21 protein-coding genes and 5 tRNA genes are annotated in these 26,284 nt (G+C 64.8%); 3 read left to right on the top strand and 23 right to left on the bottom strand.

Going from position 1 to position 26,284, the window contains the following annotated elements; genetic code table 11:
• Positions 1 to 48: 48 nt before the first annotated feature.
• Positions 49 to 933: an LAPAL motif-containing putative phage structural protein gene (locus AEQU_RS05025; protein WP_022739843.1), complete on the bottom strand. Its 885-nt coding sequence runs from the start codon at positions 931 to 933 to the stop codon at positions 49 to 51.
• Positions 934 to 961: 28 nt separating this feature from the next.
• Between AEQU_RS05025 and AEQU_RS05020 the strand changes: the two genes are divergently transcribed.
• On the top strand, positions 962 to 2,164 hold the full coding sequence (locus AEQU_RS05020; RefSeq protein WP_158318399.1) for a site-specific integrase: 1,203 nt from the start codon (positions 962 to 964) through the stop codon (positions 2,162 to 2,164).
• A gap of 98 nt (positions 2,165 to 2,262) precedes the next feature.
• On the opposite strand, the gene AEQU_RS05015 is transcribed toward AEQU_RS05020, so the two are convergent.
• From AEQU_RS05015 to AEQU_RS04990, 6 genes are all read right to left on the bottom strand, one after another.
• A tRNA-Val gene (locus tag AEQU_RS05015) sits at positions 2,263 to 2,337 on the bottom strand.
• A gap of 78 nt (positions 2,338 to 2,415) precedes the next feature.
• On the bottom strand, positions 2,416 to 2,880 hold the full coding sequence (locus AEQU_RS05010; protein ID WP_022739841.1) for a hypothetical protein: 465 nt from the start codon (positions 2,878 to 2,880) through the stop codon (positions 2,416 to 2,418).
• Positions 2,881 to 3,088: 208 nt separating this feature from the next.
• Positions 3,089 to 3,164, bottom strand: a tRNA-Gly gene (locus AEQU_RS05005).
• 15 nt (positions 3,165 to 3,179) lie between these two features.
• Positions 3,180 to 3,253, bottom strand: a tRNA-Cys gene (locus AEQU_RS05000).
• A 65-nt stretch (positions 3,254 to 3,318) separates the two neighbouring features.
• Positions 3,319 to 3,394 (bottom strand) — tRNA-Gly (locus tag AEQU_RS04995).
• Between the two features lie 112 nt (positions 3,395 to 3,506).
• Positions 3,507 to 4,415: a TerC family protein gene (locus tag AEQU_RS04990; protein WP_022739840.1), complete on the bottom strand. Its 909-nt coding sequence runs from the start codon at positions 4,413 to 4,415 to the stop codon at positions 3,507 to 3,509.
• Positions 4,416 to 4,698: 283 nt separating this feature from the next.
• On the opposite strand from AEQU_RS04990, the gene AEQU_RS04985 reads away from it, so the two are divergent.
• Entirely contained in the window at positions 4,699 to 5,619 is a 921-nt protein-coding gene (locus tag AEQU_RS04985) for a hypothetical protein (RefSeq protein ID WP_022739839.1), read from the top strand.
• 74 nt (positions 5,620 to 5,693) lie between these two features.
• Here AEQU_RS04985 and AEQU_RS04980 read toward each other — a convergent pair whose 3' ends face one another.
• The 11 genes from AEQU_RS04980 to uvrC form a co-directional block, all read right to left on the bottom strand.
• A complete protein-coding gene (locus AEQU_RS04980) occupies positions 5,694 to 6,593 on the bottom strand; it encodes a cation diffusion facilitator family transporter (protein ID WP_022739838.1) in 900 nt (299 codons plus the stop codon).
• 214 nt (positions 6,594 to 6,807) lie between these two features.
• Positions 6,808 to 6,896 (bottom strand) — tRNA-Leu (locus AEQU_RS04975).
• A gap of 63 nt (positions 6,897 to 6,959) precedes the next feature.
• On the bottom strand, positions 6,960 to 7,214 hold the full coding sequence (secG, locus tag AEQU_RS04970; protein ID WP_022739837.1) for a preprotein translocase subunit SecG: 255 nt from the start codon (positions 7,212 to 7,214) through the stop codon (positions 6,960 to 6,962).
• Positions 7,215 to 7,320: 106 nt separating this feature from the next.
• The gene (gene gpmI / locus AEQU_RS04965; protein ID WP_022739836.1) at positions 7,321 to 8,901 is read right to left on the bottom strand and encodes a 2,3-bisphosphoglycerate-independent phosphoglycerate mutase; all 1,581 of its coding nucleotides are present in this window, start codon (positions 8,899 to 8,901) and stop codon (positions 7,321 to 7,323) included.
• The gene (tpiA, locus tag AEQU_RS04960; protein ID WP_022739835.1) at positions 8,902 to 9,672 is read right to left on the bottom strand and encodes a triose-phosphate isomerase; all 771 of its coding nucleotides are present in this window, start codon (positions 9,670 to 9,672) and stop codon (positions 8,902 to 8,904) included.
• A gap of 12 nt (positions 9,673 to 9,684) precedes the next feature.
• Entirely contained in the window at positions 9,685 to 10,872 is a 1,188-nt protein-coding gene (locus tag AEQU_RS04955) for a phosphoglycerate kinase (protein WP_022739834.1), read from the bottom strand.
• A gap of 230 nt (positions 10,873 to 11,102) precedes the next feature.
• On the bottom strand, positions 11,103 to 12,113 hold the full coding sequence (gene gap, locus AEQU_RS04950; protein ID WP_022739833.1) for a type I glyceraldehyde-3-phosphate dehydrogenase: 1,011 nt from the start codon (positions 12,111 to 12,113) through the stop codon (positions 11,103 to 11,105).
• Positions 12,114 to 12,378: 265 nt separating this feature from the next.
• Positions 12,379 to 13,317, bottom strand: coding sequence for a DNA-binding protein WhiA (gene whiA / locus AEQU_RS04945; protein WP_022739832.1), 939 nt, complete (start codon positions 13,315 to 13,317; stop codon positions 12,379 to 12,381).
• A 3-nt stretch (positions 13,318 to 13,320) separates the two neighbouring features.
• Positions 13,321 to 14,478, bottom strand: a complete 1,158-nt coding sequence (locus tag AEQU_RS04940) for a gluconeogenesis factor YvcK family protein (RefSeq protein WP_022739831.1) — start codon at positions 14,476 to 14,478, stop codon at positions 13,321 to 13,323.
• Positions 14,479 to 14,481: 3 nt separating this feature from the next.
• Entirely contained in the window at positions 14,482 to 15,438 is a 957-nt protein-coding gene (rapZ, locus tag AEQU_RS04935; protein ID WP_041715090.1) for an RNase adapter RapZ, read from the bottom strand.
• 30 nt (positions 15,439 to 15,468) lie between these two features.
• Complete coding sequence (gene uvrC, locus AEQU_RS04930) at positions 15,469 to 17,664, bottom strand: excinuclease ABC subunit UvrC (protein WP_022739829.1); 2,196 nt, start codon at positions 17,662 to 17,664, stop codon at positions 15,469 to 15,471.
• A 372-nt stretch (positions 17,665 to 18,036) separates the two neighbouring features.
• Between uvrC and AEQU_RS04925 the strand changes: the two genes are divergently transcribed.
• Entirely contained in the window at positions 18,037 to 19,968 is a 1,932-nt protein-coding gene (locus tag AEQU_RS04925; protein ID WP_022739828.1) for an LTA synthase family protein, read from the top strand.
• A gap of 26 nt (positions 19,969 to 19,994) precedes the next feature.
• Here AEQU_RS04925 and ribF read toward each other — a convergent pair whose 3' ends face one another.
• The 5 genes from ribF to infB form a co-directional block, all read right to left on the bottom strand.
• Positions 19,995 to 20,921: a riboflavin biosynthesis protein RibF gene (gene ribF / locus AEQU_RS04920; RefSeq protein ID WP_022739827.1), complete on the bottom strand. Its 927-nt coding sequence runs from the start codon at positions 20,919 to 20,921 to the stop codon at positions 19,995 to 19,997.
• Entirely contained in the window at positions 20,902 to 21,918 is a 1,017-nt protein-coding gene (gene truB / locus AEQU_RS04915; protein WP_022739826.1) for a tRNA pseudouridine(55) synthase TruB, read from the bottom strand. Before truB ends, ribF begins: the two co-directional genes overlap by 20 nt.
• Complete coding sequence (locus tag AEQU_RS04910; RefSeq protein WP_022739825.1) at positions 21,915 to 22,922, bottom strand: DHH family phosphoesterase; 1,008 nt, start codon at positions 22,920 to 22,922, stop codon at positions 21,915 to 21,917. The genes truB and AEQU_RS04910 overlap by 4 nt, the downstream gene beginning before the upstream one ends.
• Before the next feature lie 4 nt (positions 22,923 to 22,926).
• On the bottom strand, positions 22,927 to 23,316 hold the full coding sequence (gene rbfA, locus AEQU_RS04905; RefSeq protein WP_022739824.1) for a 30S ribosome-binding factor RbfA: 390 nt from the start codon (positions 23,314 to 23,316) through the stop codon (positions 22,927 to 22,929).
• A 232-nt stretch (positions 23,317 to 23,548) separates the two neighbouring features.
• Positions 23,549 to 26,284 carry a translation initiation factor IF-2 gene (infB, locus tag AEQU_RS04900; protein WP_022739823.1) on the bottom strand — a complete coding sequence of 912 codons (2,736 nt, stop codon included), beginning with the start codon at positions 26,282 to 26,284 and terminating at the stop codon, positions 23,549 to 23,551.

Here is a 26,284-nt window from a genome sequence, read left to right as displayed (position 1 = left end):
GGCAAGGTGAATTGTACCATGCTACGGATAGAAGTGCCCCCAGGGGCATCAGAACAGAGGCTCGTCCCTGGTCGGGTACTCCTCGTCGATAACTCGTACCACGGTGTACTTCTTGTTGAGCCACGTATCGTAAGGCACGCTGTATTCTTGGACTATGTCGAGATCGACGAGCATCTTCATGCCAACTTTGAACGGGACGGCCTCTATGGAATCGAGAAAGCCATCATCGGTCACGCAGGCGGTTATCTTGCTGCCCTGGTAGATGAACTCCCATTTCCTCGTCTTGGATTTTGCGAGGAACGGCTTGACCACCGTCAACCAGTCTCGTGCCTCGATGTGCCTGGTGGTATCCCCTTCGTAGTTAGGGGAACTCGCAATGGCGGAGAACTCGTCCCGCTCTGCTCTGAACGACACATCGCCGTTGGTGGACATCTGGAGCCCGGAAACGGCTGGGTTCTCGTCGAGGGTGGAGAACGTGTTGTCTATCGCATCTGTTGCATTCGGGCAGTTCATATAGACGTTGTAAACGTTCTTTGCAACGGTGATGTCCTCTCCGTCCGCATTTACCGTGACGGTCTCTGGCGTCTCCGACTTCTTCTCGGCCTTCTGTTTGCCAGCGAGACTCTGTTTGAACTTATAGAGACCGATCGACGCTGTCACAACCGCTCCGACGGCCTCTACGGCGCCCTGGTTGTCGTTGAGGAGAGCGAGGATGCCGCCGGCCTGCTCGGCCGCCACGGAGAGCATCACGTCGAGGCTTCCCTCGCCAGTCGCGGCAATGGCCACGTTCACGGGCGAGCCGACGCCGATCTCCTTTGCGGTCATCTGGAGGACGGAGGAGTAGTCGAGCACGACGTTCGTGAATGTGTGAACATCGACCTGGTGAGCCTGCCCGTCGAACTTCACGGTGACGATTTGCTGGGCTGCGTCCATGCCGCCTCCTTCGTCGGTCTTGTCGGTAATGGAAGGGAGAGGTGATTGTACCATGGCCAAGGTGAAGGTTCGCGGCAAAGGCTCCGTGTACAAGATGGAGCGGGGCAAGCCGCGCGCCAAGTGCCGCAAGTGGCAGCTTCGCGCGGAGATCGAGGGCGAGTTCGAGGGCGACGAGGGCTATGTCAAGACGAGGGTGTTCCATGGAACCTACTCCGAGGCTCAGGACGCCAAGGACGAGTTCGTGGCCGCCATCGAGCGCGGCGAGGTGAGGCGCGAGAGGGGGATGCTCTTCCCCGCCTACGCGGAGGCGTGGCTGTCCGAGCGGGCTGCGAAGGTCGCCTACGACACGTTGCAGAAGAACAGGTGCCACATCGTGTGCGCCAATATGCACCTCTCTAAGGCCCGGATAGAGGAAATACGGCCTGGGCACCTGGATGCGATGCACAAGGCCCTCAGAAACGGCGAGAGCCCTTCTGGCAGACCGTTGTCAGGAACCTACGTGCGCGATATCTCCGTGACGCTCCACAGGATGTTCAAGGACGCGGTGAAGGAGGGCGACGCGGACTTCAACCCGTGCGAGTACGCAGAGCCGCCGGCCATAGACACGGAGGAGCGCACTCCCCTCCCCGTGGACGGCATCAGGGCGCTCGTCGATTCCCTCGATCCGAGGAAGCCCATGGAGTTCGCCCTTAGGGCGGCGGTCAGGTCGGGCATGAGGCGCGGCGAGATCGTGGGGCTCGACGTGCGGGACATAGACTTCGAGGCCGGCGAGATACACGTGGCGCACGGCACCGACAGCCTGGGGCGGCAGAAGGACACGAAGACCGCCGCATCCAAGAGGGCGCTCCCTATGCCCGCGAGCCTCAAGGCGGACTTGAGGGAGCGCATGGCCGCCATAGAGGAGATGTTCGCGGAGACGCGGGAGGAGACGGGCCGACCGTGGCCCGTCCTCGGCGACGACACGCCGCTCATGTGCAACGAGCTGGGCGAGAGGATGCGGCCCCACTCGGTCACCCGGTGGTGGGAGCGCCACCGGGACGGCTACGGGTGCCAGGGCATGACGCTGCACGACATGAGGCACAGCTACCTCACGGCCATGGCCCGCAAGAAGACCGATCCGAAGGTTCTCCAAGTGCTCGCGGGCCACGCGAAGTACTCCACGACCATGGACATTTACACCCATGTGGACATGGCCCAGAAGCACGAGGCGGTGGAGGCGATGGACTGGTAATGAAGTCACGGGGGCGGATTCTGAGTCCATTTTGCTTCCATTTGGACTCGTGAAAAGAAAAAGGTCAGAAGCTTTCAAGCCTCTGACCTGGTATTTCATGGTGCGCGATACAAGATTTGAACTTGTGACCCCCACCGTGTCAAGGTGGTGCTCTCCCCCTGAGCTAATCGCGCATTCCGGGTTGTCGCCTCGCTTTCGTTCAGCAGCGAGTTAGTAGTTTAACAGATCGCCGCTCCCTGTCAAAGGGTTTTTCAGGATTCCTTGGAATCGGCGGCAGATGGCGCGGATGCGGGGGCAGGAGCCTGGCTTCCCTCATCGATCACCGGCTCCCCTTCGGGAAGCTCGCGGCCCGATGCCGGGGCAATCTTGTCGTAGTTCCAACCGTTGGTGTACTTGGGAGGCTGCACCACCGCATAGCGGGCGCCGCACTTCTCGCAGATAACGACCTTGCCGGCCTTCGGGCGGAACATCCACCACACCACCCCGGCCGTGGCAAGGGTGACGACGACGGCCAGCACGATGAGCATGTCCATCATGCCCACCTCGGCGGCATCGCCGATCGTGAAACCCGCCAGAGCCACGAGCACCCACAGGCCGAGGATGTAGATGGCGAACCCTGCCACGAGGACCTTCGCAACGCCCCGAGTCGGCAACGCCCCCTCGTACTGGGTGGCGCGGGCCTTGCACTCGCGGCATTTTACTTTGCTCGTCTCCATGGGCAACCGCCTCTCACGGCCGAATCTTTTCGTGCTGCCATACTACCATAGGGTGGCGTTCATTTTGTGCACGCGATCAACGAGCGAGGCAAAGTCATCTCAGCTCGCCGGGAAACCGAACGCTGCAGCTTTCCGCACCGAGCACGACGCAAAGAGGGCTCTTCCAGCAAAAAATCGAGAGCCCGCAGGCTCTCGATTCGTGAAATCATGGAGCGGACAACGGGATTCGAACCCGCGACCCTCACCTTGGCAAGGTGATGCTCTACCAGCTGAGCCATGTCCGCATATAAGTTCCAGGTTGGAGGCGACGCCCAGATTCGAACTGGGGGTGAAGGCTTTGCAGGCCTCTGCCTTACCACTTGGCCACGTCGCCATTCCCTGGCGGCTGTCATTGCAAAGGCCGGTCAAACAAGAGCCTGACCGGCCTTCTGATGACAATGGAGCGGACAACGGGATTCGAACCCGCGACCCTCACCTTGGCAAGGTGATGCTCTACCAGCTGAGCCATGTCCGCATCGCGAGGAGATACTATAAGGGAAGCAGCCAGACGATGCAAGCCCTAATTTCAAGAAATTCAAGACTCGTCCGCAAACGGGCGCCCGGGGCATCCTTCCGCAGCCGCGCCGCTAGTTGAGCCGCTCGGCGTTCTCGATGGCCGCGTCCACGCGGGCACGGGCCTGCTCCCCCACCTTCGCCGGCGCCTCGCCGCCCTCGGCCTCGCGCACCGCCTCCTCGATGGCCTCGTCGGCCAGCTGCTTCTTCCACGCGTTCAGCCGCGAATTGAAGGCCATTTGAATGAACTCCAAGACGACCGCGAAGATCATGGCGAAGTACACCATGAGCTTCTCCATGTGCATGTCGAGCACCTCGATGGAGGTGTGGATGCCGGCGGAATCAAGGACGAGCAGAACGCCGATGGCGCAGATGAACACCAGTGCCAAGATCTTCATCTCCGGATGACTGTTGATGAAATTGGAGATGGGATCGATGAAGATCATCATGATGAACACGGCGATCATGACGGCCAGAATCATGACGATGAGGTGCTCGGCCAGGCCCACGGCCGTGATGACCGAATCGATGGAGAACACGAGATCCATCACCATGATGGTGCCGACGGCCTGGGGCAGCCCGATGAGATGGCGCGCCTTGTGCTCCTCGGAGGTCTCGGCCTTGATCTCGGTGAGGGCGAGCACGTCGATAAGCTCGCTGATGCCCTTGTAGATAAGGTAGCCGCCGCCGACGAGCATGACGATGTCGCGCACCGAGAAGCCGTGGCTGTAGGCGCCGAGGTTCACGGTGAACAGCGATGCGGTCATGTGCACCAGATAGGAGGCGAAGCACAAGAAGAGGATACGCATAACCAGCGCGCCGGCCAGGCCCAGCTTGCGGCCGATATGCTGCTTCTCCGGTGGAAGGCGGTTGGTGGTGATGGAGATGAACACCAGGTTGTCCACGCCCAAAACTATCTCCAGGAAAATGAGCGTGAGGAGGCTGATCCATGCCTCCGGGGTCGCAAAAATCGAAAGATCCACGTCTTCCTCCTCGGTCCGCGCGGGCCGGCCCATCCGGCCCACAAAAAAAGACTCATGGTGCAGAACGGACCTCTGCGGTCAATCCTGCACCATGAGTCTCGCTAATTGAGGCTCGCCAGGTCCGCCGTTGCCGCCCATGTGCGCAACCGTGGCCACGATGTTGACGAGCCGCGCCCGTTGGCGCCAGCTACTCCCCCATGGAGTCCGTTTATCCTAGCAGAGAGCCAACGGGGAAGCAATGGTATAATCGGCAGCAACACCGTAACGTACAGGAGCGCCATTCATGACCCAAGACGAGAACCTGCGCGATTCCGTAGATTCAACCGAAGCCGCTACAAGCCCCGCCGAGGAGGCGCGCCGCCGCAAGGCCAGCCACGCCCGATCGGGCGAAGCCGAGATGCCTCCCGCCCGCCGTGCAGGCTTCCATCCGCTGGCCCGCGAGCCGAAGAGCACCGTGCAGATCGGAGACGTTCGCTACTACGACGGCGCCGAGCTCTCACGTCCCTTGGAGATGCCGCCGCGCGTGAAGGCCATCATGCTGGCCGCCATGGTCGTGGCCGCCGTTGTCGGCTGCCTTTTCTTGGGGCGCTACTTCGACCAGATCATGAACGAGCCCATCCGCCAGCAGCAGACGCTGCAGGACAACTTGGCCCGCGAGGTTTCCTACGACTTCCCTTTGCTCTCTTCGCTCATGCCGCTTTCCGACGAGGAGATCATGACCGCGCTTACCGATGCCGGCTACACTTTGTACGAGCGCACCCCCGTGGGCACCGACCCCGACGGCGGCTTCGAGGTCATCAAGCTGCCCGCCGACGTCTCCCTGGAAGAAGCGGGGCTCATGTACGTTCAGGGCATCGACAAGCTGTCGGCCGGCGACGCCGTGAAGCTTTTGAAGGGAGCCTGGACGCTCACCGTCTCGCGCAAGGCGGGCGACGACATGCGCCTGCGCTACGCTGATTTCGCCTCGGGCACCATCGAGAAGGCCGTCCAGGGGGCCATGCAGGTGGAGGGGCTGGAAAATGCCGAGGTCACCGACAGCGGCGTGGACGACTCGGGCAACACCTACCAGGCCGGCGTCGTGTCCACGGACAACGGCACCTACAACTGGCGCGTGTCGGTCATCGAGCTGGACGAGGTCTACGACATCTCGGGCCTGCCGAATACCGCCTTCTACGTCGGCATCCGGTTCACCGCCCAAGCTTAGGAAAGCCGTCCCCGGCTGTCCCCGCAGATTACCGAAAGCCGCCGCCCGCGAAATCGGACGGCGGCTTTTTTGCGCTAGCCCTCGGCGCGCTCGGCGGCCGTATCCGGCTCGATATGCACGAGCACTTCCTTGATTTGAGGGAAGGCCGCGGCCACGACACCTTCCACCTCGTCTCCCAGGTCATGGGCGGCAAGCACCGTCATCTGCGGATCGACGAGCACGTGCAGATCGCAGTAGACCTCGGCCTCGGTGCCCCGGGTGCGCACGGCATGGATCGACCGCACGCCATTCACCTTCTCCGCCACGCGGGCGATGTCGGCGGCGGGAATGCGCGCGTGGTCGGAAAGGGTGCGCAGCCCCGTGCGGAACACGCCCACTGCCGAGGCGAGGATGGCCACGGTCACGAGCAGCGCCATGATGGGATCGGCCATGGGGAACCCGGCCACGACGAAGCCGAGGCCGACGATGACGCCGATGGAGACGAAAGCGTCGGAGAGCGTGTGAGCCGCATCAGCCGCGAGGATCTCGCTCTTGAGCCGCTTGCCCGCACGGCGCTCGTACAAGGTCACGAACAGGTTCACCACGAGGGTTCCCACCATGACGATGAAGGACACGGGCGTCACCTGAGCCGTGTAGGTGCCGGCGACCAGCTTCTCCACAGCCGAGGAGCCTACTTCGAAGGCTGCGAAGAGGAGCAGCACGCCGATGGCGAGCGAACCGTAGGTCTCGAACTTGGAATGGCCGTAAGGGTGCCCCGCGTCGGCAGGACGCGCCGCCAAGCTGATGCCGACAAGCCCGATGACGTTGCCCAGCGAGTCGAATACCGAGTGGATGCCATCGGCCTGCATGGAGGCCGACCCCGACGCCAGACCGTAGAAGTACTTGGAGGCGGCCACCACCAGGTTCAAGACGAGAACGATCCAAAGAACCCTCTCCACCTGCCGCCCATGAGCTGTCTTGCTGTCTGTCGTCATGCAAATCACTCCTTACTTTTCAGAACCGGAGAAGAGTTCCGAAAGCGCCCGAGGAAGTCAGCGAGGTTGCGACAGGTGCCTGGAATTGCCCCGCCTTGGGGCCAAGTTGGCTTAGGCCAACGCCGCGCCCCAAACAAGGGGCAAGGCCAGGTGCCTGTCGGAACCGCAGCATCGGCGAAATGAAAAGAGCCCTTACGGGCTCTTTTAATTTCGATGGTGTCGGAGGCGGGATTTGAACCCGCACACCCGGTATATGGGCACTAGCACCTCAAGCTAGCGTGTCTGCCGTTCCACCACTCCGACATGCTTTTTGCAGCGACGATTATTCTAACAGAACTCCCGCGCGATGCAAGAAGAAATTTCCAATTACTGGGTAATGGTTCCGTGGGGGTAAATGATCATGAGAACCACGAGCGAGAGCAGGAACACGATAGCGCAGCCGATGGTGATGCGGTCGAGGTTCTTCTCGATGATGCTCGTGCCCGTCTGGGTAGAATACATGGAGCTCGCGATCATGTCCGAGATGCCCGTGCCCTTGCCCGAATGCATGAGAATGAAGATGATAAGGCCGACGCCGGACAGAACCAGCAGAACCAAGAAGACGATTACCAGGGGATTCAACGTGTCACGCTTCCTTTACGTTTCCAGTGTTTTGCGTACGCAAGTTGACTAGTATAGCCGATGCCGCCGGCGCCTTCAAGGGTCACGCGGCGGCATCGAAACGATTTCAAGCCAGAAGGCTCTCGCCGGTCATCTCGGACGGCTGCGGCAGGCCGATCATCGCCAGCAGCGTGGGCGCGATGTCGGCCAGGCACCCTTCTGCGCCGGAAAGGGCGAGGTCCGACCCGCTCGCGTCCACGAGCACGAGCGGCACCGGGTTGGTGGTGTGCGCGGTAAACGCGCCGCCGTCCTCGGCGATCATCTTGTCGGCGTTGCCGTGGTCGGCCGTGACCAGCGCCACGCCGCCCTTGCGCTCGATGGCGGCGAGCACGCGCCCCACGCCGGCATCCACCGCCTCTACAGCCGCGCGGGCCGCGTCCACGACGCCGGTATGCCCCACCATGTCGCAATTGGCAAAGTTCACGATGTACACATCGGCCTCATCGGCGTCAATGGCCGCTGCCAGGGTGTCGGCCACTTCGGGCTCGCTCATCTCCGGCTGCAGATCGTAGGTGGCCACCTTGGGGCTCGCGATGAGGCATCGGCTCTCCCCCGCCTTCTCGGCCTCGCGACCGCCATTCAAGAAGAAGGTGACATGGGCGTACTTCTCCGTCTCGGCGATGTGGTACTGGGTAAGCCCCGCGTCAGCCAGCACATCGGCCAGCACGTTTTCCGGGAACTCCTTGGGGAATGCCACAGCCGCCGGAATGTCCGGGTCGTACTCCGTGAGGCACACGAAATGCACGCTCGGCCACTTCTTGCGTTCAAAGCCGGCGAAGGCCGGATCGGTGATGGCGCGGGTGATCTCGCGGGCGCGGTCGGGGCGGAAGTTGAAGAAGATGACGGCATCCCCGTCGCGCATACCGCGGGCATCCAGGGCCACCGGCTCGACGAACTCGTCGGTCACCTCGCTTCCGTAGGAGGCCTCCATGGCAGCCACGGCAGCCAGGTCGCGGAAGGGCTCGGCGCAGACGACGGCATCGTAGGCTCGCTCCACGCGTTCCCAGCGATTATCGCGATCCATGGCGTAGTAGCGGCCCTCCACGGAGGCGATGGAAATCTCGCAGGGCGCGCCAGCCGGGGCCTTCGACGCAGCCCGCTCCAGATGATCTACAAGCTCGGCCATATAACCGGCCCCACTGGCGGGCGGCACGTCGCGGCCGTCCATGAAGCAGTGCACCATGATGCGCGGCACCCCGGCCGCCACGGCGGCGTCCACGAGCGCGTAGAGGTGCTCGTTGGAGGAGTGCACGCCGCCGTCGGAGAGCAATCCCATGAGATGCAGCGCGGCTCCCTGCTTCTTGGCCGTCTCGAAGGCCGCGACGATCTCCGGATTTACGGCGATCGATCCGTCGCGGCAGGCGCGGTTGATGCGCGTGAGCTCCTGGAACACCACGCGCCCCGCACCGATGTTCAAATGCCCTACCTCCGAGTTGCCCATCTGCCCCTCGGGCAGGCCCACGGCCTCGCCGGAGGCCGCCAGGCGCGTGGTGGGCGCCTCGGCGAACAGGCGGTCGAGCACCGGTGTTGCGGCCAGCGAGATGGCGTTGCCGGGGCCCGGCTCGGCCAGGCCGAAGCCGTCCATGATGATGAGACAGGCGGGAAGGCGCAGCTCTTCGCGGGCCGGCGCCACAACAGGTCGTTCCATTTAGCAGGCTTCCTTCACGATCTGGATAAACGAATCGGCCTTGAGCGCCGCACCGCCGATAAGGCCGCCATCGATGTCGGGCTCGGCGAGGAGCAGCGCCGCGTTCCCCTCGTTCATCGAGCCGCCGTAGAGCACGCGCAGGTTCTCGGCCACCTCAGCGCCGAACATGTCCGACACGGTGGCGCGGATGGCGGCGCAGACCTCCTCGGCCTGCTCGGGCGTGGCCGTGCGACCCGTGCCGATGGCCCACACCGGCTCGTAGGCCACAACGGTACGGGCGGCGTCGGCCGCGTCCATGCCGGCATAGGCCGCGCGCACCTGGGCCGTGACGAAATCGAGGTAGGTGCCCCCGTCGCGCACGGACAGCGACTCGCCCACGCAGATGATGGGGGTGATGTCGGCCTCGATGAGCGCGCGGGCCTTCAAATTCACTTCCTCGTTGGTCTCGCCGAACAGATTGCGGCGCTCGGAATGGCCGACGATGCAGAAGGCGCAGCCGATGTTCTTGATCATGGCGATGGAAATCTCGCCGGTAAACGCGCCCTTGGGCTCCCAGTAGACGTTCTGGGCGCCCACGGCGATATCCACGCGGTCGAACTCGAAGACGCTCTTCACAGGCTTGAGATCCACAAACGGCGGGCAGACGGCCACGTCCACCAGCTCGAGCCAGTCGCGCTCCATGCGGTTGGAGATCTCCTGAGCGAGCACCACGGCCTCGGGGATGGTGTTGTTCATCTTCCAGTTGCCGGCAATGAGGTTCTTGCGGGGCATATTGCTTCCTTTCTAGCGAAGGGCCTCGACGCCGGGGAGCGCCTCGCCCTGGACGAGCTCCATGGAGGCACCGCCGCCCGTGGAGATGAAGGTCATCTTGTCAGCCAGGTCGAACTGGTTCACCGCGGCCACCGAGTCGCCGCCGCCGATGATGGTGTCAGCCTCCTCGTTGGCGGCCACGGCCTCGGCCACCGCCCGGGTGCCGGCCTCGAAGGAGGGCATCTCGAAGACGCCCATGGGGCCGTTCCAGAAGACGCTCTTGGCCATGCCGATGGCCTCGGCGTACAGCTCGGCCGTCTCCGGGCCGATATCGAGGCCCATCATGTCGTCGGGAATCTCGTCCACCGAGACGGTGGCGAGGTTGGCGTCGTTCGCGAAGGCATCGGCGCACACGACGTCCACGGGAAGCAGCAGCGACACGCCGCGGTCGGCGGCCTTCTTCATCATGTCGCCGGCGCGCTCGACCCAATCGGCCTCCATGAGCGAGGTACCCACGGATTTGCCCTGGGCCGCCAGGAACGTGAAGCACATGCCGCCGCCGATGATGAGGGTGTCGGCCTTCTCCAGCAGCGCGTCGATGACCTTGATCTTGTCGGAGACCTTCGAGCCGCCGAGAATGGCGACGAAGGGGCGGCGCGGCTCGTCGAGCATGCCCGTGAGCGTGGCCACCTCGCGCTCCATGAGGTAGCCGGCATAGGAGGGCAGATAAGCCGCAACACCGGCTGTGGAGGCATGGGCGCGATGAGCCGTGCCGAAGGCGTCGTTCACGTAGGCATCGGCGAGGTCTGCCAAGGCACGGACGAACTCGGGGTCGTTCTTCTTCTCGCGCTTGTCGAAGCGGATGTTCTCCAGCAGCAGCACGTCACCGTCTTCCAGCGCGTCGACGGCTTCCTGAGCCGCAGGTCCGACAAGCTCGCGCGAGAGCACGATGTCGCGGCCGAGCAGTTCCTGAAGCCTGCGCGCGATGGGATCCAGGCTGAAGGACTCCTCGAAGCCCTCCCCCGCCGGGCGCCCGCGATGGCTCGTGAGGATCACCCGGGCGCCGTCGCCGATGAGCTTGTTGATGGTGGGCAGCGCCGCGCGGATGCGCGTGTCGTCGGTCACGTTGCCATCGGCATCCACCGGCGCGTTGAAGTCGACGCGCACGAGCACCTTCTTGCCCACGAAATTCTCATCGTCAATGGTCTTGATATCAGCCATGTCATTCCTTTCCCAAAGAGAAAACCCGGCTCATTAAGGGAACCGGGATTCTCAAAATACTAATTATTTTGCCTCACTGGTTCGCCCAAGGAAGTCAGCGAGGTTTCGACAGGTGCCTGGAATTGCCCCGCCTTGGGGCCAAGCGGCCTTCGTGCCGCGCCGTACCCCAAACAAGGGGCAAGGCCAGGTGCCTGTCGGAACCGCAGCGTCGGCGATCTTGATTAAAATTCTTATTCCTCCGGAAGAAGAATTTTAACAAGATCCTTCACGCGGTTGGAATAGCCCCACTCGTTGTCGTACCAGGAGACGCACTTCACGAAGTTGCCCTCGCCGCCGAGCACCATGGTCAGCTGCGAGTCGAAGATGGAGGAGTGGTCGTTGCCCACGATGTCGATGGACACGATGGGATCCTCGGTGTACTCCAGGATGCCCTTCAAGGGGCCCTCGGCCGCGGCCTTCATGGCGGCGTTGATCTCCTCGGCGGTCACCGACTTCTCCAGCTCCACCGTAAGGTCGACCATGGAGCCGTCGGGGGTGGGAACGCGGGTGGCGAAGCCGTCGAGACGGCCCTTGAGCTCGGGGAGCACGAGGGACACGGCGCGGGCGGCACCGGTGGTGGTGGGGATCATGGACACGGCGGCAGCGCGGGCGCGGCGCAGATCCTTATGGGGAAGATCGAGGATCTTCTGGTCGTTGGTGTAGGAGTGAATGGTGTTCATGTAGCCGCGCTTGATGCCGAAGTTCTCCAGCAGCACCTTGGCGAAGGGAGCCAGGCAGTTGGTGGTGCAGGAGGCGTTCGAGATGATGTTGTGCACCTCGGGGTCGTACTGGTCGTCGTTGACGCCCATGACGATGGTGATGTCCTCGTCCTTGGCCGGGCAGGTGATGACGACCTTCTTCGCGCCGGCATCCAGGTGCTTCTGCGCCAGCTCGCCGGTCTTGAAGATGCCGGTGGCCTCTACGACCACATCCACACCCAGCTCGCCCCAGGGCAGGTTCGCCGGATCGCGGTCGGAAAGCATGGTCACGTGCTTGCCATCCACCACCAAGCCGTCATCCGTCACTTCGATATCGAAATTGCGGATGCCGTGGATGGAGTCGTACTTCAGCAGGTGAGCAGCGGTGGCTTTGTCGCCCAGATCGTTGACGGCGATCACCTCGACCTCGGGATCGTCGGCCATGGCGCGGAAGACGAGGCGTCCGATGCGACCGAATCCGTTGATGCCTACCTTGGTTGTCATGCGTATCTCCTTTCACAAGATACTCGCGAAGCCCGATGGGCACGTATCAGCTGTTAGGCCTCTCACAAGTTTACTACGAAGCTAAGCGATTCCCACCACGATAAAGCCGACGGCCCCGAAAACCGTCCCGCCTGCACAAAAGCGAGCGCAACAACTTGCCGCCTATTTCCTCCAGTAAATTGACTCGGGCACAACTTACTGGAGGAAATACGGCACAAGGGAGAAGTTAGAGAAGCCGTTTACCACCTCGATGGGGTTGGCGGCTCTACTCCCCCGCGTCCAGCTCGGCGGCCATCGACTCGAGACGGCGGACGCGGTGGTAGACAGCGCTCTTGGAGAGGGGCGGCGTCGCCCGCTCACCGAGCTCCTTCAGCGATGCCTCGGGATAGGTGACGCGCAGGCGGATGAAGTCCTGCAGGGCCGGGGGCAGGTCTTCCATGCCGTAATGCTCCACCACGCGCCTGATGGCGTAGATCTGCTCAACGGCGGCGTTCGAGGCCTTCTGCTGGTTGGCCAACTCGGCGTTGATCTGGCGGTTCACGTCGTTGCGCACCGACTTCACGACGCGCTCCTCCTCCATGGAAAGCGCCGCTTGGTGGGCGCCGGTGAAGGCGAGGAACTCCGTGATGGCGTTGCCGCTCTTCAGATAGACCATGTACGAGCTGCGCCGCGCCATGATGCGGGCCGTGATGTCCTTGCGGGCCATGAGCTCCACGAGCCCCTCGGCCAGCGCCTCGGATTCCACGGTGATCTCGAAATGGAAGTCGCTCTTGGGATTCGAGATGAAACCGCTGCCCAGAAAGGCGCCGCGCAAATAGGCCGCCGCGCAGCAGGGCTTTTCCACAAGCGCCTCCTTGATGCCCATCTCCAGGCCCCCTTCGGCCGAGAGCACCCCCATGTCGCGCAAAGCGTCGGCCAGGTGGGGCTGGGCCGGCACCTCGATGAGGTAGTTCGGCGTCTTGTGCAGCACCGAACGACGCATGGTGAGATTGGTCTTCAGCTGATAGATGCCGTGCAGAAGCCTCACAACGAGCCGGGCCGAGGCCGGCGCGTCCGTGGCGATCTCCACCCGGTAGCGGGCCGGTCCGCTCACGAACAGCGTGCCCTCGATGCGCACGAGGGCCGCGAGCGTCGCCTTCTCGCACTGCGGACAAGCGGGCACGACCCGGGCCAGCTCGTCTTTCACCTCGGACGTGAACGACATGGTCTAGCTCCGGCGCGCCCGCGAGAGCTTGATGACGTTCTGGAAGGCATCGCGCAGCGCGAAGGGCGAGTGCCACGTGGGCTGCTCGGCGTCCACCAGGTTGCGGCTGATGACGATGGGGCCGCGGGACTGGATGGCGAGCATATCGGCGTAGGAGATGGAGATGGGACGCACCCCCTTGATGAGCTGGTCGTCGTTCAAATCGCTCGTGGAGGCGTGCTCCAGCTCGGCCCCGGAGATGGCCGCGAAGCTGCCCGTGGCGGGGCTTTCGGCGCGCAAGGGCACCTTCGAGTGCACGAGCATGTAGTCGATGAGGCCTTCCATACCGTGGGCCGCCAGCGCCTCGAAGTGCTCGCGGGCCGTCAGCCCCCACGTCTCCCCCTGCACGTCGGCCAGGGCGCACACGAATAGCACGCGGCCCCGGGAGGCGCGGATGGCCTCGACGACGCCGGGGATGAGCAGGTTCGGGATGATGGAGGTGAACAGCGACCCCGGGCCCAGCACGATGAGGTCGGCCTCGCGGATGGCCTGAAGCGCCGGCTCGTAAGGTCGCGGCGGCCGGCCGTCCTCGGCGGAGAGCCACACCTGCGCAAGCGCCGTCTTGGAATGGCAGGCCACGGCCTGACCGTCCAGAATGCGCCCGTCTTGGGTCTGGGCCGACAGCATCACATGGTCGAGCGTCGAGGGATACACGTGCCCCTGGGCGTCCACCAGCTTCTCGCAGATGGCGATGGCCTCGGGAAACGACCCCGTCGCATCTTCCAGCGCAGCCAGAAGGAGGTTGCCCAGAGCATGGTCGCGGGCCACGGCGAACCGGTACTTGAGCGCCCGCACAAGCGGGTCGGCGGGATCCTTCGCGAAGGCCACGAGGCACTTGCGGATGTCGCCGGGCGGCGTGACGTCGGCCTCCTCGCGCAGAACGCCGGTGCTGCCGCCGTCATCGGCCATGGCCACGACGGCGCTCGTCTGCACGCCCAAGGAGAGCAGCGTCCGGATGGAGACGGGAGCGCCGGTGCCCCCGCCGATGACCACCGCCTTCAGCGCACGGGCGTCCTCATCCAAAGGCCGCAGGTTCGGAAGCGCGCTGCGCAGGGCCGAGAACGCCGCCGTGGCCGCCGGATCGACGCGGAAGGCCTCGGTGCTCTTCTTTATGCCGGCCACCTTCTACGCTTCCTTTCCGCCGCCGGCGCGGGCGTCCAGCACGTTGTCGCTCTCGCACTGCACGTCGTGACCGCGCTCGGCCAGACGCAGATCGCGATGGGCCACGCTCACCCGATAGCCCTTCGACTTCAGGTAGTCGCCCGTGGCCTCGGCAAGCGCCACCGACCGGTGCTGGCCGCCGGTGCAGCCCACGCCGATGGCCAACTGCTGCTTGCCCTCGGCGACGTACCCCGGCATGACGACGTCCAGCAAATCGTGCCATTTCTGCTCGAACTCGATGGTCTCCTCGCGCATGCGCACGAAGTCGCGCACCGGGGCGTCCAGCCCCGTCAGCGGCCGCAGCTCCGGATCGTAATAGGGGTTCGGCAGGAAGCGCACGTCCATGACGAGGTCGGCGTCGTAGGGAGCGCCGTGCTTGAAGCCGAAGGAGTACACGGTGACCGCGAGTCCCTTGCGCTCGCTGCCCGTGGCGAAGAGCCCCCGGATGGTGCTGCGCAGCTTCTGGGGCAGCATATCGGTGGTGTCGATGACGTAGTCGGCGCGGTCGCGAAGGCCCATGAGCATGAGCCGCTCGCGCTGGATGCCCTGCCAAATGGTGGTGCCGTCGGTGCACAGCGGATGCCGGCGGCGGCTCGACTTGTAACGGGCGATGAGCTTGTCGTCGGCGGCATCGAGGAACAGCATCTTGTAGGAGACGCCGGCCTCTTGCATGGAGGAAAGCTCGGCCTCCAGATCGCCGAAGAAATCGCCGTTGCGCGAGTCGCAGACCACGGCCAGGCGCCGCCGTCCGCCCTCGTGCTCGGTGCTCTCGTTCACGCGCACGAGATCGGCGAGCAGGCTCGAGGGCAAGTTGTCCACGCAGTAGTAGCCCAAGTCCTCGAAGACGTGCATGGCTTCCGTGCGCCCGGCGCCGGACATGCCCGTCACGATGACGAAGTCGGGCATCTGGTCTTCTTCCATTATCTCCTCGGCCACACAGGCCTCCTTTCCCTAAGAAGCGTCTTCCGCCAGCTGCTCTTCCTTCTCTTCTTTCCGCTCATTATACTGCGCGAGAACGCGCACCAGCTCCTCGGCCACCTCTTCGGGGATGACCTTGGCGGCCTTGATTTCCTCCAAGCTGGCAGCTTTCAAGTTCTTGAACGACTTGAAGTGCTTCATCAGCGCCTTCTTCCGCACGGGACCCAGTCCCGCCACGTCGTCCAGAATGCTCGCCGTCATGCCCTTGCCGCGCAGCTCGCGATGGAAGGTGATGGCGAAGCGGTGGGCCTCGTCGCGCACCTGCTTCACCAGGTACAGCGACGCCGAGCCTGAGGGAAGCACCACCGGCCCCGTGTCCTGCCAGGGCACGAACAGCTCCTCGTCGCGCTTGGCCAGACCGCAAATGGCGATGTCGTCGATCCCCATCTCCTCGAACATGGCGAGCGCCGCCGTCAGCTGCGGCTTTCCGCCGTCCAGGATGATGAGGTCCGGCTTGCTGCCGAAGCGCTCGTCGTTCAAGCGCTCCGGAGCATAACGGCGCCGCATCACCTCCTGCATGGAGAGGAAGTCGTTGGCCTCGTCGAGCGGCGTCTTTATCTTGAAGCGGCGGTACTGGTTCTTGTCCGGCTTGCCACCGGTGAACACCACCATGGAGGCCACGGTGTAGGAGCCGTGGATGGTGGAGATGTCGAAGCACTCGATGCGCATGGGCGGCGCGTCCAAGGCTAGGGCGCTCTCTAGCTGCAGAAGGGCGTTGTTGATGCGCTTGTCATCGTAGTTCGTGCGCACCTTGTAGCGCATGAGCGTATGCCGCGCGTTGGTCTCGGCCATGGTCAGAAGATCAGCCTTCTCCCCCTTCTGCGGCGCGGTGAAGCGCACCTTGGCGCCATGAGCCGAATCGAGCTTGCCCGTGAGCCACTCCCCCATGACCTCTGCGTCCTCGGGCAACGCGCGCACGATCACCTCGCGCGGGATGGAGGTGGTGGTGTCGTAGTAGCGCATGAGGAAGTTGCGCAGCAGATCCTGGTCGGGCACGTCGGTGCCGCGGTTCAAGATGAACTCGTTGGCATTCACGATGCGGCCCTCGCGGATGACGAGCACGTTCACCCCGGCCACGGTCTCCTCACGGAAGAACCCGACGACGTCGGCGGACAGGTCGCGGGAGGACACGGCGTGCTGCTTGTCGGCAAGCGAGTTGATGGTGTCGATGCGCGCCTTCAGCCGTCCCGCCCGCTCGAAGTCGAGCTCGGCGGCGGCCTCCTGCATTTCCGCCGTCAGCTCGTCGACGAACTCGCGGTGGTTGCCGGCGAGGAAGCGCTCGATGCGCCGCACGTTCTGGGCGTACTCCTCCGGCGTGACGGCCCCGCAGCAGGCGCCGGGGCCCAGCCCAACGTGGCAGTCGAAGCAGGGCCTGGTATCGCGCTTCAGGAAGGCGAGCGGGTCCTTCTCCAGCGCGCGCGTGAGTCCCCGCCAGTCGGCGCAGGTGGCGGCGCACAGGGGCACCACGCGCCGGGCGATGTCGATCATCTCCCGGGCGGCGCGGGCGTCGGTGAAAGGACCGAAGTACTTCGTATCGGACTTGTGTTTCTCGCGGGTGTACTTGATGGCCGGGAACACATCGCCTTTGGTGAGCGCGATGAAGGGGTAGCTCTTGTTGTCCTTGAAGTCCGCGTTGAAAAACGGGCTGTACTGGTTGATGAGGTTCTTCTCCAGCACGAGCGCCTCGTGCTCGTTGTCGACGACGAGGTAGTCGAAGGAGTCGATGGCCTCCACGAGCAAGGGAATCTTTGCGCGATCGTCCTGGAAGTTCACGTACTGGCGCATGCGCGCCCGCAGCTGCTTGGCCTTGCCGACGTAGATGACCTCGCCGGCGGCGTCTTTCCACAGGTACACGCCGGGCTCGGTGGGCACTGCTTCCAGCTCGCGCTTGATGCGCGCGAGCTTCTGCTGCTGGGTCTCGCGGGGGCGGCCGGACTTGACGCGACCGCCTTCGCCCACGGCTTCCGCGACGGCTGCCTCGTCGACCGCTCCCATGGCGGCCGCCTCGCCTTCGCCGTCCGCCCAGACTGCCTCCGCGACGGCCTCGTCAACAGCGTTGCCCGCGGCTTCATGATCGCGCACGGCGCGGGCGAGCGTCGGCCTCATGCGGCCCTCGCGCTCCAACTCGTCGGGGTATTCGTTTTCCCAGGAAATTCGTTCTTTACTCATGGGTGCAGTATACCCGCAGGGCCGTCCCCTTGTCTTCTCGGACAATTCTTCACCCACGTTTTCGCCAAAAAATTCGAGTTGTTAGCATCGAAGGGATCGCTTACAGCGTTCCTCGGCCGCCACTGGAGGAATTCGCCTCATCAGTTATTCGCTTAGCGATAATTTCTGCCTTCTCATGGAGCTGATTGAGCCACAGAACGCCATTCGCAATGCTAACAACTCGAAAATCATGGCTCAAATCGCCGTGGAGATTTTCCCGAGACAGGCGGGACGTTTCGCGACGCCCAAAGTAAAGCAGCCTCGACCGTGGTAAGTTGTTGTTTTGCATTTGAACCGGAGGGTCTTTTGAACAGGGAACGAACTGAAACCAGCTTGGACGCCACTGGCCGTTCGCGAGCGACGGATGCGCTGCGGCGCGGGGCCTTCTTCGCACTCGCCGTCGTTTTAGGCTTCCTGCTCCTCGAGCTGCTGTGGAACGACGGCGTCTTCGCCATCCCACAGCGCTACGTCGTAGACAACCTGCTCATCTTGGGTCTGGGCTGCGCCATCGTGTTTCTGGCAGGACAACGCACCCGCGCATCGCTGGCCGTCTTCACGGGCTTTTGCCTGCTGTGGGGCACCGCCAACTTCTTCATCATTACCTTCAAGGGGCAGCCCATCGTGCCGGCGGATCTGTTCGCCCTCGGCACCGCCGCCTCCGTGGCCGGTGGTTACAGCCTGTTTCTCACCGGTCGCCTCGTGTTCTGCTGGGCGCTGTTCGCCGCCTATTGCGTCGCCTTGGCGAAGCTGTGCCCCCAACGAAAGCACGCTCGCTGGGACGTAGCCGCCAACGTGCTGGCGGCGGCCCTGCTGGTGTGCCTCGGCACCATGCAGTACCAAGCCATCGACATCAAGAGCGACTGCGACGTAACCGTGGACGTATGGGACGTGCGCGGCTCCTACGCCACCCAGGGCACCGCGCTCTGCTTCCTCTCGCGGGCCCAAGAGCTGACGCCCAAGCCTCCGGAGGGCTACTCCGCCGAGGCCGTGGACGCCATCCTGGCCCCCTTCGCCGAGGATCCGCTGACGGGAACGGACGGCACGGTGGCAGAGTCCCCCTCGCCCGACACAACGGGCAACCAAAACTCAGCGGCGCCCACCACTGGCGATGCAGCGCCGGAACAGCCCGAAGCACTCCCCTACGACGGACCCAACGTCATCGCCATCATGAACGAGACGTTCTCCGATCTCTCCGAATACCCCGGCCTCGAGGGAACAAACGCCGCGCCGACGTTCTTCCACGAGGTGGCCGACGATTCCCTGGCCGCGGGCGACGTGTACGTCTCGGCCATGGGCGGGGGCACCTGCAACAGCGAGTTCGAGTTCCTCACCGGCGCCTCCATGGGCAACATGGGCGGCGGCGTGTACCCCTATGTGCTCTACGATTTGGAAGGGGTGGACAACCTCGCCTCCTACTTCCGCGGTCTGGGGTACGGCACCCACGCGATTCACCCGGCCGAGGCGGCCAACTGGCGGCGCGACCGCATCTACGAGCAGCTCGGATTCGACACGTTCGACGACATCACCACCATGGAAGACGCCGACGCGTTCCGCGACCTCGTCACGGATCGCGCCACCTACGAGCGCGTGCTGGAGAAGATCGACGAGGGAGAGGGGCCCCAGTTCGTCTTCGACGTCACCATTCAGAACCACGGCGGCTACGACACGGGACTCGTTCCCGCCGCCGATGCCGTGCATCTGGAATCGGATGAGGTGGAAAACCCCGAGGTGGACGAGTTTCTGGCGGCCATCCGGCGCTCGGATGAGGATCTGCGCTGGCTCGTGGACGAGCTGAACGCGCGGAACGAGCCCACCATCGTCGTGTTCTTCGGCGACCACCAACCCGGCTTCGCCGACTGGCTCTTCGAGGAAACCTTCGGCAAGCCCGTGGAGAGCGCCAGTTTGGAAGAGGTGCAGGCACGCTACCGGACGCCGTATTTCATCTGGGCGAACGCTGCGGCCCGCGGGAAATACGGGGATACGCTCGCGCGCATCGAGAACGCCGACGTCACGAGCTTGAACTATCTTTCAAGCCTGCTCTTGGATGCAACGGGGCTGCCCCGCGACTCCCGCGCCCTGTACCGATCGGCTCTGCGCCAGGCGCTGCCCGCCGTGAACCTGAACGGATACCGGGATGCTGAGGGAACGTGGCACTGGTTCGGCGAGACCGTGGAAACCGACGCCCAGCAGAAGGCCGAGGACGCCCTGAAGTCCTACGCCATCGTCCAGTACGACCAGCTCTTCAAAGACCGCTCGAACCGATAGGTTCGCTCCGACTCGACCCGATTTCGCTACAGATTCTCGCGTACCCAGGCTATGTTGGACTGGACGGTGGCGATGAGCTCGTCGGTGCTCTCGAAGGCGCGCATGGGGCGCAGCCATTCGATGAACTCCACCTCGATGTCCTGGCCGTAGATGTTCTCATCGAAATCGAGGAGGTGCACCTCGATGTTCTCCTTGGCCGTGTCGGCGAAGGTAGCGGGAACGCCCACGTTCACGGCCGCCTTGTAGCGGGCGCCTTCCACTACGGCATAGCAGGCGTACACCCCCTCGCCGACGGCGAGAAGCATGGGAGGCACCTCCAAATTCGCCGTGGCGAAGCCGAAGTCGCGGCCCTCGCCGCGGCCCGGGCGCACGAGACCCGAAAGCTCGTAGGGGCGCCCCAGAAGGTCGGCCGCCTCGCGGGCCCGGCCCTCGGACAGAAGGCCGCGGATGCGCGTGGCCGTCACGGGGCGGCCGCCCTCGGCCACCAGCTCATGTCCGTGCACCTCCATGCCGCGCTCGGCGCCCCACACACGCAAGCTCTCCACATTGCCCGCGGCCTTGCGACCGAAATGGAAGTCGCTGCCGATGTGGATGTGGCTCGGCACGCCGCCGCCGAAGCAGGCGTCGAGGAAGTCCTCGGGGCTCTGGGCCGCGAACTCGCGGGAGAACGGCAGCACCACGACCGCGTCCACATCCAGCTCGGCCAGCTTGGCGATGCGCGCCTCGTTGGTCATGAGCTTCTTCAGCCGATCAGCCGCGAACACCTCGTCGGGATCGATGTCGAAGGTGATGACGGCGCTCGCGCGCCCCTCTTCGCGGGCCGTGTTTACCGCCTCGCCGATGATGAAGCGGTGCCCCTCGTGGACGCCGTCGAAGACGCCGAAGGCCACCGAGGCGCGATCGAGCAGGGCCTCGTCGAAGGCGGGATCGTTCCTAGAGATCACTGCAGCCACGGGAAACTCCTATCGGAAACACGCATCGGGGGGCGAAACGCCCCTTGTCGACATGATACTCATATAATGCCACGATGCGGTTATCGGCCACAAGGGCCACGACCTCGCCATTTTGCGGCGGCTCGCAGCTGGGGCGCACCCCGGCCGTGCAGGCGCACAGCTCCGCCGCCGGGTCGACGCTGCGGCGCTCGAAGAGCTCCACGGCGCGCCCGTCCAGCGGGTTGCCGTTGCGCACCCGTGCCGCGGCGGCATCGTCGAGGTAGATGAAGCGCATGCCGAGCACCTTCAGCGGATCCAGGGCGGCGCGCTCCCCCATCTCCTCCAAGACCTCCAGCGTCACGCAGTCGGCGATGCCGATCGCGCCGGCCGCCGTGCGGCGCAGCGCCCCCACATGGGCGGGGCACCCCAGGCTGTTGCCGATGTCACGGGCGAGCGCGCGAATATAGGTGCCCTTCGACACCTTGAAGGCGATGTCCCAGCGGGCCGGTTCCGTGCCGTCGGCGCCCCCGATGCCCAGAAGCTCGGCGGAGTACACCTCGATGTCGCGCGGCGCCAGATCGATAACGCGCCCCTTGCGAGCCGCATCGCAGGCCTTGGTTCCCCCCACCTTGATGGCCGAGTACACCGGCGGCAGCTGCTTGGACTTCCCCACCAAACCGCCCACGAAAACGCTGGCGAAGAACGGGTCGAACACCTCGTCGGGCACAACGCCCGTGCGGATGACCTCACCGTCGCAGTCGTCGGTATCGGTAGCGGCGCCGAAGACGACCGAGACCACGTAGGACTTGTCGTGGCCGGTGAGGAACTGGTCGAGCCGGGTGGCCGGCCCCACGCACAGGGGCAGCACCCCCGAGGCGAGCGGATCTAAGGTGCCCGTGTGCCCGATGCGCTTCTCGCCGAAGATGCGCCGGGCGCGGCTCACCACATCGTGGGAGGTCATGCCGCTCGGCTTGTCCACGGCAAGTACGAGGCACAGATCGGTCGTCCCCCGCTTCACAGGCGCTCCTCCGGCAAGGTCGGGCTCTCGATGCCCAAACGGCGCGCGACGGTCTCCACGGCCCCGCGCAAATCATCGTGAATGGTGAATCCGGCCGCGGCCTTATGTCCGCCGCCGCCGAACTCACCGGCGATGGCGGCCACGTCGGTGTCGTCCTTGGAACGGAAGCTGCCGCGCACCTCTCCGTCCTGCTCCCGCAGCATGCAGGCAACGCGCACGCCGCGCAAGGAGCGCAGAAGATCGATCATGGGCTCGGCATCGGCCTTCACGGCACCGCACTCGGCGAAATCGGCGAGCGAGAGCCACGAGAGCACCGCCTCGCCGTCGCCGGACAAGCACATATGACTCACGGTGCGCCCCTCAAGCTCGATGGACGCGAGACTGCGGTTCTGGTAGAACTCCCGGGCGATCTCCCCAGGCCGTGCACCAGCGGCCACCATTTCGCACGCCCCCTCGAACGCGGCAGCGTCGGTGTTGCCGTGCTGGAAGCGGCCGGTGTCGGTCATGAGGCCGGTGTAGCAGCAGGTGGCGATGATGCGCTCGCGGTCGGCGCCCAAAAGCGCCGCCAACTCCCAGATGAGCAGCGACGTGGAGGCGGCGTTCGGATCGGTGTAGCTGAGGTCGCTCATGGCCCGGGGCACCGCATGATGATCCACGGTGACCGTGAAGGGCGCCGCCTCGTGAAGGCGCGCCCCATCGCCGAGCCGCTCCGGCGTGGGCACGTCCACGGCGATGAAGCACTCGCAGGGCCCTTCGAAGCGCGCGGCGGGAACGAGCCCGTCGGCCCCGGGCAAAAACATGAGATCGCTCGGCGGCTCCTCGTCGCGGGCAAGCACGCACGTGACCTGTTTGCCCAGCTGGCGCAAGGCCCAGACGAGCCCCAGCGCCGAACCAAGGCAGTCGCCGTCAGGGCTCACATGGCCTCCGATGACGAAGCGGTCGCGCTCGGCGAGCGCGGAGGCGATCTCGGAAAGCGTCGTGTTGGTCTGGGGCGTCACCGTCATGAAACTAGTACTCCCGATCCTCTCCGATGGTTTCCTCCTCGATGCGCTTCTCCTGATGCTCGCGCTCGGAATTCAGCGCCTGGGAGATGGCCTCGGCCTGATCGACGGACGTGTCCACGTAGAAGCGCAGCTCCGGCGCCACGCGCCAGGAGAGCTTCTTCGCCATGAGCGAGCGGATATGCCCCGCAGCGGCCTCGAAGGCAGCCTGAGCCCCGGCGTAGCGCTCGGGATCGGTGGTGTAGTAGACGTTGCAGACGGAACGGTCGTAGCTGACCTCGCAGCCGGTGATGGTGACCAGATGGAGGCGCGGGTCGGACACATCGAACAGAAGGATGCTCGCGATCACCTCGCGGGCCTGCTCGTTGACCTTGCGGTTGGAAGCGCTCTGCTTCATGACGTCATCTCCTCAATCGAGGCGGACAGATAGTTTTAGTATAGAGTTGAAACCAAGAGCCATGCGCCAGTCGTGGAAAACTAAGCAAAACTGTAACAGTAGGCGTCGAGGAAGCCCCGTGTCCCCGCGCGCAGGTTGCGCAGCGAACGGAACAGTCCAGTGGACTGTTCCGCCGAGCGAGCCATTGCTTGAGCACGGGGATGCGGGGCTTCCTCGACGCCGGACAGTCGAGTTATTCCGTGCGCTCGACCTCTTTCACCTGGTAGCCCTCGATGGTGTCGCCCACCTTCAGGTCCTGGAACTTCTCGATGCCGATGCCGCACTCGTAGCCCTGCTTCACGGACTTCACGTCGTCCTTGAAGCGGCGCAGCGACGCCATGTGGCCCTCGAAGATGACCGTGCCGTCGCGCACGATGCGCACCTTGTCGTCGCGGTGGATCTCGCCTTCCACGACGTAGCAGCCGGCGATGGTGCCCACCTTCGGCACCTTGAAGGTCTCGCGCACCTCGGCGATGCCGGTGTCCTCTTCCACGATATCCGGCGACAGAAGACCCACGCGCGCGGCGTTGATATCCTCGATGGCCTGGTAGATGACGCGATACAGGCGGATGTCCACCTTCTCCTTCTCGGCCTGCTGGCGGCTCTTGCCCGTGGGACGGACGTTGAAGCCGATGATGATGGCGTCGGAGGCGGCGGCCAGGGTGACGTCGGTCTCGGTGATGCCGCCCACGGCCGAGTGCACGATGTTGATGCGCACCTCGGACTGGTCCATCTTGTCGAAGGCGTCGCGCAGAGCCTCGATGGAGCCCTGGACGTCGGCCTTCACGATGAGGTTCAGATCGGTGGTCTTGCCGTCCTCGATGCGGCTGAACAGGTCGTCCAGGCTCATGTGGCTCTTGGTCTCCTGGGCGGCCAGGCGGGCGCGCAGCGCGCGCTCCTCGGCAAGCTTGCGGGCGTCGCGCTCGTCCTCGAAGACGCGGAACTCGTCGCCGGCGGTGGGCACCGAGTTCAGGCCCAGGATCTCCACCGGGTCGGCGGGCTTCGCCTCGGCGACGTGCTCGCCGCGCGGGTTCACCAGAGCGCGCACGCGGCCGTAACTCGTGCCGGCCACGACGACGTCGCCGGTGTGCAGGGTGCCGCGCTGGATGAGCACCGTGGCCACGGGGCCCCGGCCCTTGTCCAGGTTCGCCTCGATGACGAAGCCGGAGGCCGAAGCGTCCGGGTTGGCCTTCAGCTCCAGCACGTCGGCCTGCAGGATGATGGTCTCCAGCAAGTCGTCGATGTGCAGCTTCTTCTTGGCCGACACCTCGACGAACATGTTGGAGCCGCCCCACTCCTCGGGGATGACGCCGTACTCGGTGAGCTCCTGGCGCACGCGGTCGGGGTTGGCGCCGGGCTTGTCGATCTTGTTCACGGCCACGACGATGGGTACCTCGGCGGCCTTGGCGTGGTTGATGGCCTCGATGGTCTGCGGCATGACGCCGTCGTCGGCGGCCACCACGAGCACGATGACGTCGGTGACCTGGGCGCCGCGGGCGCGCATGGCGGTGAAGGCCTCATGGCCCGGGGTGTCGATGAAGGTGATCTGGCGGTCGCCGATGTTCACCACCGACGCACCGATGTGCTGGGTGATGCCGCCGGCCTCGCTGGCCACCACGCCGGTATCGCGGATGGCGTCCAGAAGCGAGGTCTTGCCGTGGTCGACGTGGCCCATGACGGTGACCACGGGGGGACGCGGCTTCAAATCGGCCTCGGAGTCGTTGTACACCACGGCGTACTCCTCCTCCGGCGACACGACGCGCACCTTGCGACCCATGTCGTCGGCGATGAGCTCCATAGTCTCGTCGCTCATGGTCTGGGTGAGCGTGAGCACCTGGCCGAGCATGAACAGGCGCTTGATGACGTCGTTGGGCTGCACGCCCAGAAGCTCGGCGAACTTGGCCACCGACGCGCCCTGCGGGATCTCCACCACGGAGTCGTCCAGCACCAGCGTCGGGTCCAGCCCGCGCTCGATGGCCTCGAGCTCGGCGCGCTCGCGGGCCTCGGCCTCGCGCTTCTCCTTGCGCTTCTTGCGGCGGCCCTCCCCCTCGTGGGTGTTGGCCGCGGCCACGGCGGCGCGGGCCTCGGCGAGCACCTTGTCGCGCTGCAGCTTCTCGGCCTGCACGGCCATCTGGGCGTAGCGGTCCTCGCCGGCGGTCATCTGGGCCTCGAGCTCGGGCACCACCTGGTGAGCCCCGCCCTTCTTGCCCTTCTTGCCACCGCGGGGGGCGCGGGTGTCGGCCTGGGCGCTCTTGGCCGCCTCCATGCGCTGCTTCTCGGCCTCGATCTGCGAGAGCAGCGAGTCGAAGTTGTTCTTGGGACGGGACGGCGCGGGAGCCGGGGCCGGACGGGCCGGTGCCGGGGCGGGCGCGGCCTTCGCGGGCTTCTTGTGGCCGCGGCGCAGGGCCTCTTCCACGGCGCGCTTCTTGGCCACCTCGGCGGCCGCCTTCTCGGCGCGGGCGCGGGCCCGGGCCTCCTGGCGCTCGCGCTCGACGCGCTCCTTCTCCGAGGCGATCTGCTGCTCGAGGCTCGCGAAGGCGGAGGGCTGCTTGGGCGCCTGCTTGCGCGCCGGGTGCTCCTCGCCCTCGGCGTCGTCGTCGGAGCGCGACCCCTCGCGGCGGGCGCGGGCGGCCTCGCGCTCGGCGAGCTCCTTTTCCCGCGCGGCCTTGCGCTCGGCCTCTTCCTCGGCGCGCTTGCGCTCGGCCTCCTCCTGCTCGGCGGCCAGCGCCGCGGCCTCCTCGGCCTCGAGGGCGCCGGCGCGGGCGCGGATCTCCGGCTCCAGGTTCTTGCGAATCTTGTCAACGTAGGCATCGTTGAGCATGCTCGCATGGGACTTCGCCGGTATCTTCATTTCTTTCAAACGATCGAGCAGATCCCCGCTCGACATATCGAATTCCTTCGCCAACTCGTGTACGCGCATGCTGGCCAT

Source organism: Adlercreutzia equolifaciens DSM 19450, assembly GCF_000478885.1.
Classification (GTDB): domain Bacteria; phylum Actinomycetota; class Coriobacteriia; order Coriobacteriales; family Eggerthellaceae; genus Adlercreutzia; species Adlercreutzia equolifaciens.
The sequence above is the reverse complement of the archived record's forward strand: the minus strand, read 5'-3'. Positions and strand labels throughout refer to the sequence as shown.